Source organism: Sphingobacterium faecale (assembly GCF_016746095.1).
GTDB classification, from domain to species: domain Bacteria; phylum Bacteroidota; class Bacteroidia; order Sphingobacteriales; family Sphingobacteriaceae; genus Sphingobacterium; species Sphingobacterium faecale.
The window spans coordinates 206,941-226,730 of sequence record NZ_JAERTY010000009.1 but is presented as its reverse complement, the minus strand read 5'-3'; the positions used below and the strand labels follow the sequence as shown (position 1 = coordinate 226,730).

14 protein-coding genes are annotated in these 19,790 nt (G+C 43.4%); 5 read left to right on the top strand and 9 right to left on the bottom strand.

Going from position 1 to position 19,790, the window contains the following annotated elements; genetic code table 11:
* Positions 1–527 precede the first annotated feature (527 nt).
* From JKG61_RS16755 to JKG61_RS16745, 3 genes are all read left to right on the top strand, one after another.
* Positions 528–3,956, top strand: a complete 3,429-nt coding sequence (locus JKG61_RS16755; protein WP_202104103.1) for a SusC/RagA family TonB-linked outer membrane protein — start codon at positions 528–530, stop codon at positions 3,954–3,956.
* Between the two features lie 133 nt (positions 3,957–4,089).
* Entirely contained in the window at positions 4,090–5,412 is a 1,323-nt protein-coding gene (locus JKG61_RS16750; RefSeq protein ID WP_202104102.1) for a RagB/SusD family nutrient uptake outer membrane protein, read from the top strand.
* Between the two features lie 176 nt (positions 5,413–5,588).
* Positions 5,589–6,881, top strand: coding sequence for a TlpA family protein disulfide reductase (locus JKG61_RS16745; protein ID WP_202104101.1), 1,293 nt, complete (start codon positions 5,589–5,591; stop codon positions 6,879–6,881).
* 57 nt (positions 6,882–6,938) lie between these two features.
* Here JKG61_RS16745 and JKG61_RS16740 read toward each other — a convergent pair whose 3' ends face one another.
* The 3 genes from JKG61_RS16740 to JKG61_RS16730 form a co-directional block, all read right to left on the bottom strand.
* Positions 6,939–7,247, bottom strand: a complete 309-nt coding sequence (locus JKG61_RS16740) for a hypothetical protein (protein ID WP_202104100.1) — start codon at positions 7,245–7,247, stop codon at positions 6,939–6,941.
* Positions 7,248–7,290: 43 nt separating this feature from the next.
* Positions 7,291–7,782, bottom strand: coding sequence for a MauE/DoxX family redox-associated membrane protein (locus tag JKG61_RS16735; protein WP_202104099.1), 492 nt, complete (start codon positions 7,780–7,782; stop codon positions 7,291–7,293).
* 262 nt (positions 7,783–8,044) lie between these two features.
* Positions 8,045–8,797, bottom strand: coding sequence for a helix-turn-helix transcriptional regulator (locus JKG61_RS16730; RefSeq protein ID WP_202104098.1), 753 nt, complete (start codon positions 8,795–8,797; stop codon positions 8,045–8,047).
* Between the two features lie 787 nt (positions 8,798–9,584).
* Between JKG61_RS16730 and JKG61_RS16725 the strand changes: the two genes are divergently transcribed.
* Positions 9,585–10,187: a hypothetical protein gene (locus JKG61_RS16725; RefSeq protein ID WP_202104097.1), complete on the top strand. Its 603-nt coding sequence runs from the start codon at positions 9,585–9,587 to the stop codon at positions 10,185–10,187.
* A gap of 44 nt (positions 10,188–10,231) precedes the next feature.
* On the opposite strand, the gene JKG61_RS16720 is transcribed toward JKG61_RS16725, so the two are convergent.
* A complete protein-coding gene (locus tag JKG61_RS16720; protein ID WP_202104096.1) occupies positions 10,232–10,429 on the bottom strand; it encodes a hypothetical protein in 198 nt (65 codons plus the stop codon).
* Between the two features lie 291 nt (positions 10,430–10,720).
* Here JKG61_RS16720 and JKG61_RS16715 point away from each other — a divergent pair, with 291 nt between their 5' ends.
* A complete protein-coding gene (locus JKG61_RS16715; protein WP_202104095.1) occupies positions 10,721–11,122 on the top strand; it encodes a hypothetical protein in 402 nt (133 codons plus the stop codon).
* Positions 11,123–11,309: 187 nt separating this feature from the next.
* Here the strand turns inward: JKG61_RS16715 and JKG61_RS23195 are convergent, their stop codons facing one another.
* The 5 genes from JKG61_RS23195 to JKG61_RS23190 are packed head-to-tail and all read right to left on the bottom strand — an operon-like array spanning position 11,310 to position 19,729.
* Positions 11,310–12,452 carry a redoxin domain-containing protein gene (locus JKG61_RS23195; protein ID WP_202104094.1) on the bottom strand — a complete coding sequence of 381 codons (1,143 nt, stop codon included), beginning with the start codon at positions 12,450–12,452 and terminating at the stop codon, positions 11,310–11,312.
* The gene (locus JKG61_RS16705) at positions 12,452–13,582 is read right to left on the bottom strand and encodes a TlpA disulfide reductase family protein (RefSeq protein WP_202104093.1); all 1,131 of its coding nucleotides are present in this window, start codon (positions 13,580–13,582) and stop codon (positions 12,452–12,454) included. Before JKG61_RS16705 ends, JKG61_RS23195 begins: the two co-directional genes overlap by 1 nt.
* An 11-nt stretch (positions 13,583–13,593) precedes the next feature.
* The gene (locus JKG61_RS16700) at positions 13,594–14,997 is read right to left on the bottom strand and encodes a RagB/SusD family nutrient uptake outer membrane protein (RefSeq protein WP_202104092.1); all 1,404 of its coding nucleotides are present in this window, start codon (positions 14,995–14,997) and stop codon (positions 13,594–13,596) included.
* A gap of 45 nt (positions 14,998–15,042) precedes the next feature.
* On the bottom strand, positions 15,043–18,498 hold the full coding sequence (locus tag JKG61_RS16695; RefSeq protein ID WP_202104091.1) for a TonB-dependent receptor: 3,456 nt from the start codon (positions 18,496–18,498) through the stop codon (positions 15,043–15,045).
* A 37-nt stretch (positions 18,499–18,535) separates the two neighbouring features.
* On the bottom strand, positions 18,536–19,729 hold the full coding sequence (locus tag JKG61_RS23190; protein WP_202104090.1) for a FecR family protein: 1,194 nt from the start codon (positions 19,727–19,729) through the stop codon (positions 18,536–18,538).
* Positions 19,730–19,790: the final 61 nt, after the last annotated feature.

Genomic DNA, 19,790 nt, shown 5'->3' with positions numbered 1-19,790 from the left:
CCCAAGGTCGAGACTGCTACCCAGCGCTACGCGTACTGATAAAGAACAAGCTTTGTCCCCCCGAGTAGTGTTTCAAAACATTAAAAACCAAGAAGGGGTACATAGACTACGGTCTATTTACACAGTACATATTAAGAGCCTGTAAATGGTCAATAATCAGTACTTCTCTTTTGGTTTTTCCGACTTGTACCGATACGAATCCGGCACAGGACAGACGTATTTTCCACACATATGGACTTAAGCAATCTAAAAGTAGGAAAATATAAATGCACTTGCAAGGATACGAATCAAATTAATATAGATTTTCTATAAATAAACAGGTCGGTTTTTATTCATGCGCAGATGAGGCGTCACCAATTATTAGACCCTTATGAGATAACCCAATAATCCTCGTCTGCCTTTCAACATTATTTTATGAACCGTGTGGCTTGGCTAAGGGCTGTATAGTTTTTAGACCCGTTCGACTCCTCTGCGTTCCGCTCAGGGTGACGGGATAATATATAGGTCACATCAAAAATAACCGAAAAATGAACAATTTTTTAAGGGGTGGGAGAGGACTGTCCTATTGGCAGCCCTATGTCCAATCCATAAAACAAAAAAAGAAGCGTGCATTACTTCTGTTTTGCACAATACCTATCATATTCTGTGTGTTGTTTAACAATGCCTTTGCGCAGTCCACTGGGGAGCAGGCTGCCGTAAAGGCGCACCAGGGTGAGCCTGATCTTCGTATTGCAATCCCTGTTTCAGGAATAGTTGTGGACAATGTTACAGGTAAGCCCTTTGCTAAAGAAGACGGAAAACGAATGCCGTCCGTTACGATTATGCCTACGGATGTTTTTTTAGGTGTTAACGATAAAGGAGAGTTCAGTTTTAGAACAGTATATTTAAGTAAGGGATTTATAAGAGTCTTTCGCGAGGGGTATATGATCGAGGAAATACCCTTTGATTTAAAAAATAGAGGCCCTTTTACTGTTCGCCTGAAGCCGCTTGCGGATACATTATCACAAATGGATTCAGTTAGGACCATTGAAGAGGTATCGGTTGTAGAGACTGGTTATTTTCGAGTACCCGAGGAGCGTGCTACTGGTTCCTTTGTGCATATAGATAATAAATTGTTGAACCGTACCGTTGGGTCGAATATCTTGGATCGTTTGAATGGGGTGACTCGTGGATTGATATTCCACCAGAGAAATATGGGAGCAACAACCTTTAATAATGCACCTTCAATGTCTATTAGAGGTTTAAGCACGATCCATGCAAGTAAAGAGCCCTTGATTATTCTAGATAATTTCCCCTTCGAGGGCGATATCAATACCATCAATCCCGAGAATATCGAATCCGTTACCGTACTACAAGATGCCGCTGCCTCGTCCATTTGGGGAGCACGAGCCGGTAATGGAGTCATCGTCCTTACCTCCAAGAAAGGGCGCTTCGAGCAGCCTTTAAAAGTTAGTGTACGCTCGGATATCTCGGTGAGCGAAAAGCCCAATTTGTATTACAACCCTACAATACCTATGAATGAGGTCATCGAGATAGAACGCTTTCTATATAGTGAAGGTGCTTGGAATGGTGCCATCAACCAGGTCTACCCGTATATCACGCCTACGATCGAAGCCCTGTTGGCTTATAGAAATAACCATATCGATACGATCGAGCTGGAGCGACGTATCGCGCAACTCAAGACGCAGGACGTGCGTCATGATCTGAACAAGTATGTGTATCGTCCTGTACAATTGTACAAAGGGGCGATCAATTTTCGAGGAGGTGCCAAGCAACATAACTATTACTTCTCCGCAGGCTATGACAAGAATCTGGGTAACATTTCCGGATATAACGATGAACGTATTACACTACAGGGTAGAAATACTTATAAAATGTTTAAAGACAAGTTAATTCTTGGTGCGCATTTGGAATTTGCTTCTGACATTAATAAAGCTGGAGGTGGAGCTCTTTTTCAGGTTCTTTACGACCGATTTGCAGATGACAATGGTAATCCTTTATCAATAGGTGGCGGGTATTCATCCACAGGATTGAGGCAAAGCTATATTGACACTGTCGGTAATGGGTTGCTTGAAGATTGGAACTATTATCCATTAGACAATATAAATCAGATCAAGGTGTATACTTCTAGGATGACCTATCAGGTACGTCCAAGTATTACTTATAAACCACTTCCATGGTTAGATCTAGTCGCCAATTATCAATATATGCGGCAGTATAGCGAGACCAACAGCTTACGCGAAGTAGAATATTTTGATGTTCGGGATCTCTATAATCGATATAGCAAAATTAATTATGCAACCAATACCGTGGCGCATTCAATGCCTTACGGCGGCATCTTCAATCAATCAAATCAAGGGCTATCTACTCACTTTTTTCGAACGAATTTTACTATAGAAAAGAATTGGAAAGATCTCCATCAGATCAATATTTTAGGAGGTATGGAAGTAAACAGTCGCCATACTCTGAATAGCGACTTCCCAGTTATGGTGGGATACAATTCAGAGACAGAAACTCATGTCCCATTTGATATGAGTAAAAGTTATCCTTATTACCTAACAAAAAGCGATAGGTTATTTTCCGGATTATCTCCACAATATGCAGCACGAAACACTACGCTTAATCGGAATATTCTATACTTTGCAAATGCTTCCTACACCTATGACAAGCGCTATACGGCTACATTTTCTGCACGCAAGGATGAAGCTAATATTTTTGGGGTGGATATCAACAAGCGGGGGCGTCCATTCTGGTCTGCAGGTTTCCGATGGCAGTTGCATGAGGAGGGGTTTTATAAGATAGATTGGCTATCCAAATTGATCATGCGCGCTACCCATGGCTATACCGGAAATGTGAGCAGAGCATCGGCTTATATTACTTCTAGAATAGAACCTTTGCCGTATAATCGGACAGGAAGAATGTATCAAACGATCACGAACCCGCCTAACCCCCAATTGAGCTGGGAGAATGTACGCATGAGCAATCTAGCGCTAGATTTTTCCGCGTTTAATAATCGCTTATCGGGTTCTGTCGAGCATTACCGTAAAAAAGCAACGGATCTTTTGAGCTCGCAGCCTATTAATCCATCTTCCGGCGTTACGAAACTGACTGGCAACTGGTCCTCCCTCAAAGGCTGGGGCTGGGATGTCAATCTGTCGAGTAGGAATATTGTGTCTAAAGATTTTTTTTGGCAGTCGGATTTGATTCTTTCCTATACCAATGAACAGGTGACGGATTATAAATTCAAACCAAGTTCGGACTTAAATTATTTGACCAGCAATTTGGGAGATTATCCTATTGAAGGTAAACCGCTTTATGGTATTTATTCATTTGCCTCGGCAGGTTTGGATGTTAACGGGCAGCCGCAGGGCTATCTGGACGGTGTTTTATCACAAGATTATACGAATATTTATAATAATACCCGATTGGACGATTACGTATATCATGGACGAGCCACGCCTAATCTCTTTGGTTCTATTCGTAATACTTTTCAGTATAAAGCTTTGGAGCTTTCTTTTAATATCTCGGCGCAGTTCGGTTATTACATCCGGCGATCAGGTTTAAATTATGGGACTTTGTATAATATACAATCTTATACCTGGGCTCCCTTTCAGCACGACTACATAAAACGCTGGCGGGAGCCCGGTGATGAAGCGCGTACACATGTGCCCGCGGCAGCCTATCCTGCAATAAGCAATCGAGAATCCTTTTATAATATGACCGAACATCTAGTAGAGCGTGGTGATCATATCCGATTACGGGATATCCGATTGGCGTACACGTTGAAGTTGCCACAGATAGGATTACATTCGGTGCAGATTTATGGCTATGCCAACAATCTGGGGGTGCTATGGGCGGCAAACAAATTGGGTTTTGATCCTGATGCGGTATATGGTAATAGGATGGTGTATCCTGCCGTGCGGACCTATTCTGTTGGGGTTAATATTAATTTTTGATCAAGAAGTGTATTAGTATAGTTCATATATTTTGCTTCGCAGAGCCCTTCGGGGTTCTCCGCTTCGGTTCCCGATAAAAGTTCGGGACATGGCGAAATAACGAAAAAGGGAGACTAGAATTAACAATAAAGAAATGAAAAAACTTATTATATTTTTTATCGTCATGGGCTGTATGTCCTGTGGAGATCAGTTTTTGGATGTCAAACCGAGTTCCGACACAGTGGTGCCGACTACGCTGGAAGATTTCGAGCAGTTAATGAATTATGGTAATCTGGCTTATTCTTATCCTGATATGTTGGATGTGCTGGCTGATGATTATTATTTGGAGGAGACTTATTGGAATTCCATATACAATATTTTACCAAAGAATTCACATATCTGGGCTGATGATATTTTCGAGACTATCGAATCCGATTATCAGAATTGGGAAAAGATGTATGCACAGATTTTCTATGCCAATGTCGTCTTGGAAGGGGTGGAGAAGGTTCAGCTAAGCGATAGAAACAAAAAACAGCATAATCAGGTACAAGGTACGGCGTTATTTTTGCGTAGCTGGGCATTGTACAATTTGGCTCAGTTGTATGCGCCAGCTTATAAAGAAGCTACAGCTACGCAGGATTTGGGGGTACCTATACCCTTATTATCCGATGTCAATGAGAAAGTAAAGCGTAATTCGGTAGCCGAAGTGTATAGTCGGATTTTGACGGATTTAGAAGCTGCTCTGCCGTTGGTGCAGGCCGAGGTAGATTTTGGACGTTCGTCTAAAGCTGCTGTTTATGCACTGCGTGCAAGAGTCTTTCTAGCAATGGGAAGGTATGAAGAGGCATTAGACATGGCTACGAATTCTTTAGCTACGCATGATGCACTGGTGGATTTGAATGTCGGGACATTGGATTATAAGAAGTCGCTTTATATGGGGTTAGAGGCGAGCGGTCCTTTTATTCAATCGAATAATCAGAATATTCAGATCAGACAAGATCTTTTCGAAAGTTATGATTTGAAGGATTTCAGGCGATCATTTTTTAAGCTAAACGCACAAGGGAAGCCCTATTATGTCACTCAGTATAAAATCAGTAATTACTTTTTTCGCGGGCTTGATTCGGATGAGCAGTACCTGATCAAAGCGGAGTGCGAGGCTCGGTTAAATGACAAAGATGAGGCGATGCAAACTTTGAATTATCTGTTGAAGCACATGCATAGCGATTATGTAGACCAAGTTGCTACGAACAAGGAGGATGCTTTAGCGATTATCTTACAGGAGCGTCGCAAGCAATTATTGTTTCGTGGCTTGCGCTGGTCGGACTTAAAGCGCTACAACCGCGATGGCGCAAATATTACTCTGATACGTACATTGGGAAATAAGATTTATAGACTAGAACCCAAAAGTAATAACTGGTTATTTCCTATACCTACTAACGAAATCAAAGCTTCAGGTCTTACTCAAAATCCTCGGTAGCAAACTAATTAGACATGAGATCAACAATATTTATCATATATTTTCTATTTATCAGTTTAACCTGTAGAACGCAGGTTAAACTCACTATTGAGGCGCCTTATCTCCAAAAAACAGATAGCCTCGAACTAAGGCTCTGGGATGATTATATTGGCTATCGGTATAATGTGAACCATCGTATGTTAAAAGCAGGTAATGAAAATGGAAAATATCATTTTGAATTTAGAATAAAGGGATTAAGTTGGTTGGACTTGCATTTGGATTATCAAAAGAGCAATGGCAGTCCTCATAAAGGTCTGATGGAAAACTTTCTGATGGCAGAAAATGATTCTGTACATATAAAACTAGTACCTAGGGAGTCTCCCATACAAAATGCATTAGGGCAGTATGATAATGGAGACCCCATAATACCTGACACTTGGATTGTAACGGCAAGTGGTAAAGGTTCAGATAAATATAATGCGAAACAGTTTTTGGATAGTTTTGTTGACACTACTATTGCTGTTTACAAACGGGGTGACAAATCTGACCTAGCTAATCTCGGCAAGCTTAGTTTCTCTGAAATAACGAAACAGCTTAATGCAATGTCTCTTGGAGATAGTGCATTTTGTAGTGAGCAGGCATCGGGTGTTTTGGTAGCAAATGCTTTGGGAAAGATTAAAATGCGTATGGCTAAAGATTTACGGAATGGAAACTTTACCGATATTCCTGAATATCTAGAAATTGTCGAATTTAGTGAAAAAGACTATACATCAACAGATCTCCTTAAGTTCGCCAAATCACCGATATTTCAACAATATCTTGAGGCTTATTTCTTAATGAAGCTTCAATTTCAACAGCAATCGAAGGATTTAGCAGCTGGGTATTTTTTAATTAAAGAAAATATTAAATATCCGGAACTTCGCGAAAAAGTTATTACAAATTTTCTCATGCATCGATTTCATTTTGATCCATCTGCGAAAATTCTCGAGGATGCTCGCTATTGGATGAATGATACGCTGTGTGTACCTGTTATAATTCGTTTAGGAAATACAATTAAAGGTGAAAATATAGAATTTTCATTGCCAGATTTGGCAGGCAAGATGCATTATAGGAAAGACTATCAGGGTAAAATTGTACTTATTGATTTTTGGTTTATGTCCTGTGCGCCTTGTAAAGCATTTATGAAAAATTATTTGAGACCATTAGCGGAACATTTTAAAGATGATGAACGATTTCAAATTATTACAATTAGTATAGACGATAGACACATTTTTGAGAAATCAGTAAGGCTCGTTGATTTTCTTCCAGTTCCTGGGTTACACTTATATACAAATGGTCTTCGAACAAAACATCCGTTGATAAAGAGTTTAGAAATCCATTCTTATCCACGGCCATTTTTATTAGACAAAGAAGGACGGATAGTGGCAACTAAAAATGACTTTAAAGAATTAGGGTCAATAATAAAACTAGTGGATCAATACTTAAAGTAATAAAGAAGGGGCATTGCCCCTTCTCCATCATAAAGCAATGGCTCTATGATGCTTTAATTACTCTTGGTAGTCGCCGCTACACTTTATCCATCTGCCATTTGGATTGTTTGTATCAGGGGACATATACACGTAATGACATATTTCATCACTCGCTGCGCAATCGAAATCTAAACCAAATGTTTTTGGCGTAGATAATCCTGCTTCGGAAGGATTCAATGGTAATGCCGGTTGAGCATTAGGGCCGCCATAAGTGTAACCCGTATGCCCATCTTGCACGCATATCGGATCATCTTGCATTGTTAATGCTAAGGCGGTTCCTCCGCCGATTATTAAAATTGGAATTAAGAAAATTAAGATCTTTTTCATTTTAGTAAGTATTGTGCAGTGTTTTGAGACTGCGGGTTATGTATCATCGAGACGCTATTACAAAATCAATGAGCCCATTGAGTTGTTTTTCTTCATTATTTTTTTTCATAAGTTTCCGTGTTCTGTAGTGTAGGATAATCATACTCAACGCGAGTATGGCTAGCCCAGCATTCAATATGTAATGATCTGTCCAGGCCAGCCGGTCATGCACGCCCTTGCAGGAGCAGGGAATGAAAAGAGGCAGGTTCAAGACATGATTCACATAGAAGGTGTATACCAGCATCAGGGGTAGGATCAGTTTCCATCCCCACACCTGTACACGGGTTATCGGTACTAGCAGTAGGAGAGCGATGACGATTTCGGCTATGATAACAAGGTATGCGGCATGGTAAGCTATAGGGGCTGATAAAAATTTGACATCGGCGATATGTGCCACATGGGCAGTATAGTCTACTATCTTGCGTACAGCTGTGTAAATAAATAGCAGGCCCAATATATAGCTGAAAAAGTATTGTATGTATATTCCGTATCGCATGGCTCTTCTGTTATGACGGTATGCTTCATGATTTTTTTAGTTTATAATTGCTCGGTACAGCATATCCCCTGCTGCTATCCGATGGTCGTCGCTCGTATACGGCACTGCCGGAATAGAGCGAATTTTCTTTTATGCTGTTCCATACCTTTAATCTTTATAAGCCAAAGGTATAATAGAAAACAAAGCGGCTGTTAGGCCAAAACTGATATTAGATATAGACCAAAACTGATGTTGTGGTTTGTCGTTCAGGTGGTTATCGGAGTTAGCGTAAGTTCTCCCGGTATTGGAATGGCGTGGTGCCTGTTTGCTTTTTGAAAAACTTGGTGAGGCTGTTGGAATCACTGAACCGACAGGTCTCACTGATCTCGGCCAGTGTGCCAGGGGCTGCCAATAGGAGTTTGATCCTGTCGGCGAGTAATTCATCCCGGTAAGTCAGTGGCGTTTTTTGGTGTATATCTTTATGTAGCCTACAGAGATGTTCGAAGCTGGTGTTGAGTTGGCTTGCTATATCTTTTAAGAGGAATGAGGCACCGTCTTGGTCTACACGCTCGGCTATGCGCTGGCGGAACCGTTTGATGAGCTCCTCCGGATCCGATGTGCGCTCGTACTCGTCATATACCTTGGTGCGGGAGAGCTTGATCATATCCATAAACTGCCGGTGCACAAAATCCTCACTGTCAAAATCGCCCATGCGTGCATTTTCCATCAGTTTCCTGATATGCTGCTCGGTCCTGGAGCATACGCTAAAGTCTACACTGGCCAGTGACTTGGTAGACCCTTCCCGCTTGGCCTGTAGCAGCTCGTGCAAAAACCGGAAAGGGCGCTCGCTATTGTTGCGGAATAGTTTCGCACGGAAGAAAAAGCCAAACAGCTGCGTCCTACCTGCCGGTAATTGTAGGGTATAGTGGCGTGCTGGTAGGTAGAAGTAGCGTGCCCGCTTCTGGTATAGGCTGTAGGGAGCAGGCTCTTTGGGGTCGAGGAGCTGTATAGCAGCATGTGCTTGGAGTGAATACATGACGTGCAGTTCGGCTCTGCTGCTCGCAATATCCAAGGCGATTTTTTGGGATAGGTGCAGCTCCAGGTGATAGCAATAGCCCATCAGTCCGTTAAATTCTTGTAGTATCGCTTCGCCAAGGGGGCTTTTCCAGCAGGTGATCAGTTCGGTCTTCATTTTTATGCCAGGCTGCATACGGAGGTTGTCCATAGGGCAGGGTGCCCCGAAGAGTGCGTTCAGTTTAAAATCTAAGGATGCGATCATAGTCTTCAGTAAATAGATAGGCTATACCTCATGGACGACAGCCTGTGGAGCTTGTGTTTGTGCTGTTATATTTCTTTTTACAGATGGGTGTTCCAGTGCCATGGCATACAGAGAGCAGCTTGAGGCTGTATGCCCATGGCCTAGAAGCGCCGGTGCTATAGTCGTAGGTAGTACGGTTTATTATTGATGTTCATCGCATAAAGGTTTAAAAATTGTTTTCCCATTATCAAGATGGCCTGCGCATGGTGCATATCGATGTTGGGTAAACTTGATATAGTTAATAATCTATTGGTATACCTGTACTAAAGATAGGTGCAATGGCAGTTGTTACAAAGGCTTAAAAATCGAATGGCTAAAGGCCAGATGTCGAACCGGCTCTTAACATGCCTTTAAAGTGTTGTTTGCTTACTTTGTTAAAAATGAACACATTATATTTTTTTTCGAACTAAGTTCTGTATCGTTAAACAGCCTGTACAAGGTGGGCTGATGGCCTATTGTTGTTTTTAAAATGTAACTTGAGGATTTAAACTAACAGGTAAACCTTATGGATTCAAAGGAAAAAGCAATGCAATTGAGCGAATTTATGAAAGAATTGGTCGGCTTACTCCGGGGCACGTTCGATTCTCCCATTAGTACCGCAGAGGTAGGGGTGCTGCTCAAAAAACTACAGTTTGTCATGGAAGATACGCCGATCGAAAAGCTTTTGGGCTGCGAGCTTACAGGCTGTCATGAGCTGAATTATTTTAAGCTCATGTATACGCAGCTGGATGATGATATACTTGTGGCCAAGAAAGGCGAAGAGGACGAAAAGATGAAAGTCAAGCTGCGTAATATTCATAGTATGAAGCACTATGACCGTGAGAACACCGGATTTAAGGAAACTATGGTGCGGATGATCAATGGCGAAGAGTATATACTCTGCAAAGATAATCTGAGTACTATACAGCGCAAATATCCAGTCGCCTTTATCACCTACTCCCGCTGGGAGCTGCTCTCTCTGACGGCTACATCCGAGATCCATATTACAGATAAGGAAGGGTATGTGCGCATGCATGGCTGGGGAAATGAACTGTATACTTTTTCGGCAGAAAAGCTGAAGGTTCTCCAGCGGGCAAAGAAACAGTACGACCGTTACCTTAACAATTGACAAATATGCTGGATCCTTTTGACTCCAGCATATTTGTTCTATAGCTACCGCAGCTGGTTATATATATCCTCTACATCTAATCCAAAATAATCGGCAAATTCTTTGAAAGTGAGCTCCTGGTGCGGTAATCGACCTAGAGCGTCCTTAGCCTGATTGTACCTGCGGCTTGCTTGTTTATAGCTCATACTCATGATGATGCTTACATCCTGAGGTCTGATTATTAATCGAGGTTTTCTTTTCATGATGACTGGGGTTGTACAGCACAGCATACCATAGCAGCTGGTGTGCAGACTGTGGGTCCTACCATTGCTTTGACATCGTTGCCAAGAAGCTCCTCTAAGTAGTCTTTATAAAATGACCACATCCTCCTGATGTGCAGCGCGTTAATAAACTTCTCTTAAGATAGCGTTATTTTAAGGTTTTCTGAAATCGGATAGATTGGACATTTTAGGACATTTCTGCCCATTATGGACATTTTGGACAGTCCTTGCTTTTTCTTCTGCCATATTCGTATAAACCTTTAAATTATTATTATGATAGTAGAATCAAAACACCATGGGGGTAAAAAGACGGACTACCTGCTCCTACAGACTGTCATTCAGATCCGTGATCTGTTAGAAATGCTGGTATCGGATAAAGGGGAGAAGCCGGTCGGGCAAATAGTGGAGGTCAGCACTGTTCAGCAGGACGCCGCCATCTCCAAGCGGCGTATTGTACATATCCGCGACCTGGTACTGGCCGAGGGCGACTGGCTGATGGATACCGTCGAGGCGCTCGATGTACTGGGGATATCGCGTGGCACATTGGTGACACACCGGGACGAAGGATTGCTCACCGAAGTGCGTATCGGAGCCAAAGGAGGTGGCGTACGTTTTATCTCCAGCGAGGTAGCGCATCTGCGGGAGTGGTATTCGGTGCCGAAGGGGAAGGTGTAGTTTTTGGGTTATCAAGTGATCAAGTGATCAAGTGATCGAGTTATCTTGTTAACTAGTTAGGGAGTTATGGGGGATTAGAGTTATAGAGTTATCTTGTTAACTGGTGATGGGTGACTCGTGACAAGTCTGATTTAACAAGTCATGCCCGAGGCAGTGTTTCTCGGGCATGTTATGTGGGGCCAAGTCCCTATTTTATGAATTCAAGGAGTGTTTTTTCCAAATGGTCTCCTCTTAGGTTTTTTGCGACAATTTTGCCATCCGGCGATATCAAAAAGTTCTGGGGTACACCTACTATTCCATAGTTTTTGACCGCTTCGGTACCCCATGCTTTCAGGTCTGAAAGATGGACCCAGCTTAGTTGATCGTCCGCTACAGCTTTCAGCCAGGCATCCCGTTGCTTGTCGAGGGATATGCCGATGATTTCAAAGTTTTTGCTTTTATACTTTTTGTAGAGCTCGACCAGAAAGGGGCTTTCTTCTCTACATGGGCCGCACCATGAAGCCCAGAAGTCTACCAGTACATACTTTCCCTTATAGTCTGACAGTCTGACGATACGGCCATCTTGATCCGGCAATGCGATCTCGGTAGCCTCATCACCAACCTGTGCAAGCATTCTGCGATCCAGCTGCTCTTGAAAGGATTTCCCCTGTTTGCTCTGTCTGAGTTCGGGAGACAGTCCGTCAAATAAGGCTTTAGGGATGCTGACGTCTTCATATACATTGATGATCTCGGACAGTGCCCGGAGACTGAAAATAGAATTCGGATTTTCGCGGATGTATTTTTTCTGAAGCTCGATCAGTTCTTGCTCTACTTTGTAATAGGCTATATCTGTCTGGCGGATATACTCAGGGTCATTTTGCTCCTCCGCACTCGCGTGAAAAAATTTTGTATTGATAACTCTGATTTTTTCGATAGTGGGTTGCAGCGGGGCTTTATAGCGCTCATGTTCTCTGTTGATGGCCGAGTTTTCTATAGTCGCCTGCTTAAAAGTAGAGTCACTCGCGAGCATTATGGTTTCGCCATCCAGGTAGAACATCTTTTTGTCCGACTTGGACGAATACTCCTGAAAACCTTGATTGTTGCTGTCCAGCAACAGGGTCGCTAGCTGTGGTCCATCAATGGTGCCTTCAAAACGGAATTTGCCATGTTGTGAATAGAGGGAGTCCAGCACGTCACCCTGTGTAGAATTGTAACTGAAATATATCTTTTGACCATGGGTCTCTTTGCTCAGCTGTCCAATGACCGTAAATTTTTGTTCCTGGGCCTGAGCATCGTTGAGGTGGCAGACGGTGAGTATGCCGATAGCTACGGTAGCTAGTTTGTTTAACATTATTTTTTATTTAGTATACGTTGAAATGCTTTTTCCATACGCTCTCCACGAGCATCATTCTCCACTATGGTACCATCTCTGTCTATGAGAAAAATATGGGGCACCCCACTGATATTATACTCTTTTGTGATCGGTCCCTGCCATGCTTTGAGGTCGCTCAGTGCCAGCCACGGGTAATTTTCTTTGTTCAGATCGGCCTCCCAGGCTTCCTTGTCCTTGTCCAGCGAGATGTAGATAATTTCTAGGCCCATATCCTTATATTTATCATAGGCAGCCTGTAGATAGGGCTTTTGCATTTTGCACCAGTGGCACCATGAAGCACCAAAATCAAGCAATACCATCTTTCCTTTGAAATCGGACAGTTTGTACGATTTGCCATGTCTGTCGCTCAGGGTAAAGTCGGGCGCTTTCTCGCCGATAGCCAGCTCTGCATCTTTTTTTATGTTATGGTACAGAAACTGTACATAGCATGATTCTTTGACTCCGTCATCGAGCAGATCCAGTGTTGCTTTCAGCTTTTCATTGTCCTGCAGGATGGAGCCGATATGGTTATAGACGATAAATGCTGCAGGTATACTTTTGGGGTAAGCCTTGTCTGCAGTAAGGTAATTGATGGTCTCGTCAAGTAGCTTTTTGCGCTCTTCCTGCAAACTGTCCACATCCGCTTGTCTTTGTTCTTTCATCGCCATCGAAATCTTTCCAGACAGCTTTTCAAGGCGGTCGAATAGGTCGGTGCCTTGGTACAGTCGCTCAAATTCGCTATGGTTTTTACTGCCTTTTATCTCAGCTTTCTTGAGGTTCTTAAGGTCAGTCTTAACTTTTATTTTACTGTTTTCCATAAAGATCTGAAAACCATAAGAAGGCAATCGATCGTGGAGCCCTTCAAAATAGAAATAGATCATTTTGGGCATATCGACCTCCCCTTTATAGGTGAACTTGCCATTTTTGACCATTATCGTGTCCATCTTGTACAGATCGTGATCGGGACCGGTAAACATGGTGAGTATCCTTCCGTCTTTCATGTTTGCTACCTCACCTTGGACCTCAAAGCCGCGGGATTTTTTCAGCGAAGTGAACAGTACGGTGCCAAGTAGGCACAGTACTGTTATCATAATGTTTGTTTTGTTCATTGTATGAATTGTTATCGTATATAATAAGGGTTCTGTCTAGCAAGGATATTGTACGAGATCTCGGCGCTGGGGATAGCACATACCCAGCGGTTGGGGTCTGTGATAGCAGGTTTAAACTCGGCTACCTTATTCATGCGGACCATAGCATACCATTCGTGTCCGATTTCAAAGGATAGCTCGTGGAATATTTCGTTCAATAGTTCCTCCTGCATCGTAGATTGGTTGGTTACGGCCACACGGTCGGGGCGGCCTGCTCTTTCGCGCAGGATATTGATCATATCGGCAGCTTCGGAAAGGTTTTGATTGCTGCGGATCAGGGCTTCCGCATAGATCAGGTGCATCTCGGCAAGCCGGATGAATACGGTGCCAAAATCTGCCTTGTCATTCCATGTTTTTAGGGTCTTCATACCATAGAATTTCTCTTCGCCTGTGTAGTAGTCTTCCATGATCGCGCTATCTGTATTGAGCTTATAGCGGGGGTCATCTTTAAGAAGTTGTACTGCTAGGTCAGACAGAACAAGACCCGCGTTCTGGAATGACCATTTTTGATTATCGTATCGTTTGGCTTCTGTATCTAGTTTTCTACCAAAAATCATCTCTTTCGCGGTAAGGTTTTTTTTGAAAACCTCCGCGTAGTTGCTCTCCAAGGCTACACCATCTGTATTGTCCAGTACCGCTTTGGCATATTTTGCAGCTAACTCAAAATTGCCCATATAGAGATGTGTGCGTGCCAGTAGGGCTTTGGCTGCAAGGCGGCTCCCTCTATAATTGTTTTCTGACGCATACTCGGGCGCATGTTCGCTGGCATACATCAGATCCTCGAGGATAAATTCGTACGACTCCTTGACACTCGATCTTTCTTTGGAGAGATCTTTGGTGCTGGAGGCCTCTTTTCGGAGAACAATGCCCAGTGGTGCGTTCATATCCCAGAAATAACCAAAGTAAGTCAGGAGATACAGGTTGGCGTGTGCCCGTAGAAACCGGGCCTCTCCGAGCATCCGTTTTTTTGCTTCTTCCGTTACCGTTTTGTCATCCGCAGTGGCCAGGGCCTTCTCGAAATAATTGACATAGTTTACCGTTTTGGACATCCCTGTCCATAGGTGTCCTGTTTGCGTGGTCGAAGCGGAGATTTCATTCCCCATAAAGCTGTGTTCGCCCACAAAAGACATGTTATCTCTTACGCCCTCTTTAAAGAAGCCTGCGGCACAGGACGGTGCCCACACCAGTGCATCGTTGTAAGCTCTGCCACGCATTTCTGAATAGATTCCAATCAAAAGCTTGTCGGCGCTCTTTTCATCATTAATAACATTTTCTGGCACTAGGGCATGAGGCGGAAGTTCATCCATTACATCCACCAATGAACAGGAAGATACCACTCCTGCCAGCACTATTAGTATATATTTAAAGTAGTTCATATATTTCGTTGTTTGGTAATCCGTGACTTGTGATTCGATTTGTTGTTATAGTTCAGCTTTGATACCAAAGGACCAGGTTTTGGTCATCGGGTAGTCTGTATAATCGATAGATCCGTTGTAAAAGGCCCCATCGTATGACGCCGAGAACCCTTCGGGACTCATACCGGGATATTTGGTAAAAGTGACGATGTTACTCACGCTGGCATGAAGCATGAGATTGCGGGTTTTGAATTTTTTAGCGATGTTCGCAGGTAGCTTGTACGACAGATTGATGTCCTGTATCTTGAAATAGGAGTAATCATGAAGCCAGAATGTAGATACACGTGCGTTGTTAACACGGTCGCCTATCGAGAGCCTCGGAGCGTCATTTGTCGGATTATCTACTGTCCATCTGTCCAACATCAGATGGGATTGATTTTGATCATAGAAGGTATAGGCCGTACGCTTTGCATTCCACAGTTTTTTTCCACCTATGGAAAAGTTGGAATATATATTCAGCGAGAAGTTGTCCAGAAATGTAAAGGTATTCGTCAAACCACCAGTCCATTTTGGAGAACTGTTGCCTATCACTTGCTGATCTTCGAAGTCTACCTTGCCGTCTCCGTTGACATCGACAAAGCGAATATCTCCAGGTGCCGTAAACTGTTCTTGGTAGTAGGCTTTCGGATTGCCCGTTTTTTCCCGTGCGGCCTGGTTGTATTGATCGACCTCGGCCTGTGTCTGGAATATGCCAGCAGCGACATAGCCCCATAGTGTTCCCGCGGGTTCGCCTTCGATAAATCGGTTGTCCTCGTAGTATGAGCCCACATCTTTGCCGTCATTCAGTTTTTCAATTTTCGCAATGTTCTTTGCGGCATTGGCTCCTATGTACCACTTGAACTTGTCCCGTTTGAGTAGGTATCCGTTCAGATCCATCTCAATACCTTTGTTGGAACTCTCCGATACGTTGCGCGTGACTGTATTGAACCCTGTGCTTGTGGCTATGGTCGTACTCTGCAAGAGATCTTTTGAGTATTTAGAATAGACACCGATACTACCATTGAGCTGATAGTCGAATAGTGAAAATTCAAGCCCTGCGTCAAACATGCTCGTGCGTTCCCATTTTAAAGCAGGGTTTTCGAGGTTTTGAGGTATTATCCCAGGTAGCCCAGCATATCCACCGGAGGTATACTTGGTCCGCCATCTATAGGTTCCTAAGCTCGATCCCCCTACGATACCATAGCTCGATCTCAATTTGAGCTGATCTATCCATTCGGTCTGTTTTAGGAAAGATTCTTGATTGATTTTCCAAGCGGCGGCTACGGATGGGAAGAATCCATAGCGATTGTCGCTGCCAAATTTAGACGAACCGTCCAGCCTGGCGGTAAACGTCAATAGATAGCGATCGTCATAGATATAGTTCATCCTGGAGAAATACGACGCTAGTCCTACTTTTTCCTTATCACCGGATACGGCGTAAGCATTTGCTGCACTGGATAGATTATTTAGGACATAGTCATTGGGATACCCTGTGCCGATCCCGGTAAAGAATTGAGCGGTCAGCTGCTCAAAGGACATACCCAACAACGCATTAAAGTCGTGCTTTTCGTTGAAAACGCGGTTGTAATTTAGTGTGTTGTCAAATATCCTATTCAGATTCTCGGAATGGCTTTGTTCGCCTATGCCACCTTCTCGACTGCCTTGTATGGTGGTGGTTGGAAAGTATAACCGGGTTTTGCTCAGATCATAGCTAAACGAAAGGGCACTTTTCAGGAATAAGCCCGGCAGGACCTTCAGTTCTAAATACCCTGACCCGTTAAGGGCTGTCGTAATTGCATTATTGATCTGTGTGCTTGCTGCAAGTGGGTTGTCACTGTTTTCATACGAATAATAGGAGCCATCTGCATTGTATATGGGGAGGTCGGGTCTCCAGGTTATCAGATTGGTGAGCCCACCATTTTTAATGTCTGTATCGGAGCTAGATACGTTTATATTGGCACCCATGCGCAAGTTGGGGTTGATATAGGCATCGAGTTGTGCTTTTCCCGAATTTCGGGTCATCCCACTGCCTTTCAGTACACCGTTGTTTGAATTGTTGGAATAGGAAACATAATACGTAATATTATCAGAACCACCTCTGCTGGAGATATTAAAGTTCTCTGCGGAGGATTTGTTATTGGTCATCAACTTGAGCCAATTGTTGTCTTCTGTTCCAAAATACTCGTCGGGCTTGTCCAAGATAAGCGCCATGTGCGGGTATACCATCGACCACCATCCCTGTAGGCTGGGGCTTCCATTAGTTGCTGCCTCGGTCATGATTTCTCTAAACTCCGCAGTATTTAATGGACGGTATGCGTTATGCATTTTCTGAAATCCATAATCATAGCCTACGTTGATCAATGGTTTCTGTCCCTTGATGCCTTTTCGCGTCGTGATGATGACTACTCCGTTGGCCGCGCGCGACCCATAGATCGCCGAGGCTGATGCATCCTTTAGGACATCGATACTTTCTACATCGGCTATATTGATGTTTAACAGTCCAGATAGATTTTCCCGGATATCTCCGCCTGTAGTCTGGTTGAAAGCATAGTTGCGATCTGTGATCACGGGTATACCATCGACAACATAGAGTGGCTCGGTATTGCCGATCAAGGAAGAATTGCCTCGGATACGTACTTTTACAGCGGCACCAGGCATGCCCGAACTTATCATGACATCGACACCTGCTACTTTTCCCTGTAAAAGTTGATCCACTGAGGAAACGGAAGTATTTTCAATGGTTTCGCGGCCGATAGAACCGATAGCACCAGTCAGGTCTTTCCTTTTGACACTACCATAGCCCATAGCGACTACGGCCTCAATTTCATGATCAGTTTGGATCAAGGTAAAATCATGGTTCTTTTTGTCCTTGGTGAGGTTGATTTGAAATTCTTGCGTGTTATGACCGACGCAGCTTACGATTACTTTATAGTTTCCTGGAGGCATGCGGTCCAGTACGAACGAGCCATCCTTGGCGGAAGAGATATCACGTTTTGTGCCGTTCCCCTCCACGGTGATCGTGCTTCCGGCAATTGGTTTTCCTTCCTTGTTTTTTACCTTACCGGTCAGTGCTATAAGCTCTTGCAAAGGCGTCTCTTTTGCTGTGGGCTTGGTGTTTTCTTTTTGACGGATTACAACCGATTTATTGGTGATACTGTAGGTAATCGGCAGTGATTTGGCAAGCTGATCCATGGTTTCCTGGATACTTGCATTTTTTACATTAATACTCGCTGGCAACGTTCCCAGGTCATTACCTTTCCAAAAAAAACGATAACCACTCTTGTCTTTGATGGTATTCAACAATTCTTCGAGATGAACATTCTTTCTTTCGAGGGTGATTGTTTGTGCCTCAGCGAGCAAAATACTGCTGTTGCTTACGAGCATACTCAATGCTAGTAAGGACATCTTGAGCCTACGGTTTTTGGGTATGCGACACACTAGGGCAATCCCTCCTTTTAAGGATAAGATCAATTTTTGTTTCATGATATTTATTTTAGGTTAGTTAAATAAAGTGCTATAGTTAATGTGGGTTATTCTTATTGCTTACGACAATCGTGTTTTTGCCATCTATCCGAAGGAGCTTGGAGGTAAGTCCACTCTGTTCAAGTATCTGCATGAGTTCTTTTAGGGAGTTGCTGCGTTCGATTTCTCCATTAAATACCTCTTTGAAATTGGCATTTTGATAGATGACTTCGACGTCATACCACCTTTCGATAGTGCTCATCAATTCCTCCAGAGGGGTATTGTTGAAATAAAAGACATTATTTTTCCATGCCGTTATGGCCTTCGTATTGGCTTTTTGCAGTCTTACGATTTGTTGTTTCAGATGATGAATGGCTTCTTGCCCAGGAATCAGCTTTTTGCTGTCGACCAACTGATTGGTGTTTTTGTCCCGTATTGTCAGTGCTATCGATCCTTTTATCAAGGTTGATCTTGTCATGCCCATTTCAGGGTATGCGTTGACGTTAAATGCAGTACCTAATACCCGTATCTCCTGTGTGCCGGAGGTTACAAAGAATGGCTTTGTCTTGTCATGCGCAACTTCAAAATAGAGCTCGCCCTGCATGTTTACCCTGCGCTCATTGCCCCATTTTCTGGGATAGGTAATTTTACTTTTTGCATTTAGCCATACCTTCGTCCCGTCGCTCAGCTGGAGGGTGTAGGTGCTACCTGCCGGAGTGATGACGCTGATGGAGTCGGTCGATAGTAGCGCTTCATCAATTTGTTCGCCGTTAGCATAGCTTATGGACTGTTCGTCGACGATCAACTGTTGATCCTTGCGTAGCGGGATAGACTTATTGTTTGCCAACTGGATATAGGCTGTCCCATTCAATGGGACGACATCGTCCAACGGCTCGACATGGACTAAGGAAGCTGATGTGTGTTGTGCTAAAAACCAGGCGTATCCTGCAAAACCAATGGCGATCAGAATCGCTGCATATTTAATCCAGCCCCATCGTAATTTCCGAACCTTACCGCTGTCGGTGTCCTGCTGGCTGCTGATATATTGATTTAGGTTCGCCTTGACATGTAATAGTGTGTTGTGATCCTCTGCCTGTGTATGGTCTGTGCTGTTTTCCGCTTTGGTTAGCTCATCGTAGATCAGGTTGTTGAGCTCGCTCGTGTCTTCTGTTCCAAATAGAATGAATATCCGAAGTAATTCTTCCTTTGTGCAGGAGTTGGTTATAAATTTATGATACAGTTTTTTATTCACGGATTTCGGCAATTAAAAAAAGATAAATACACCCTATATACGGTTGGGAAACCGTAGGCAT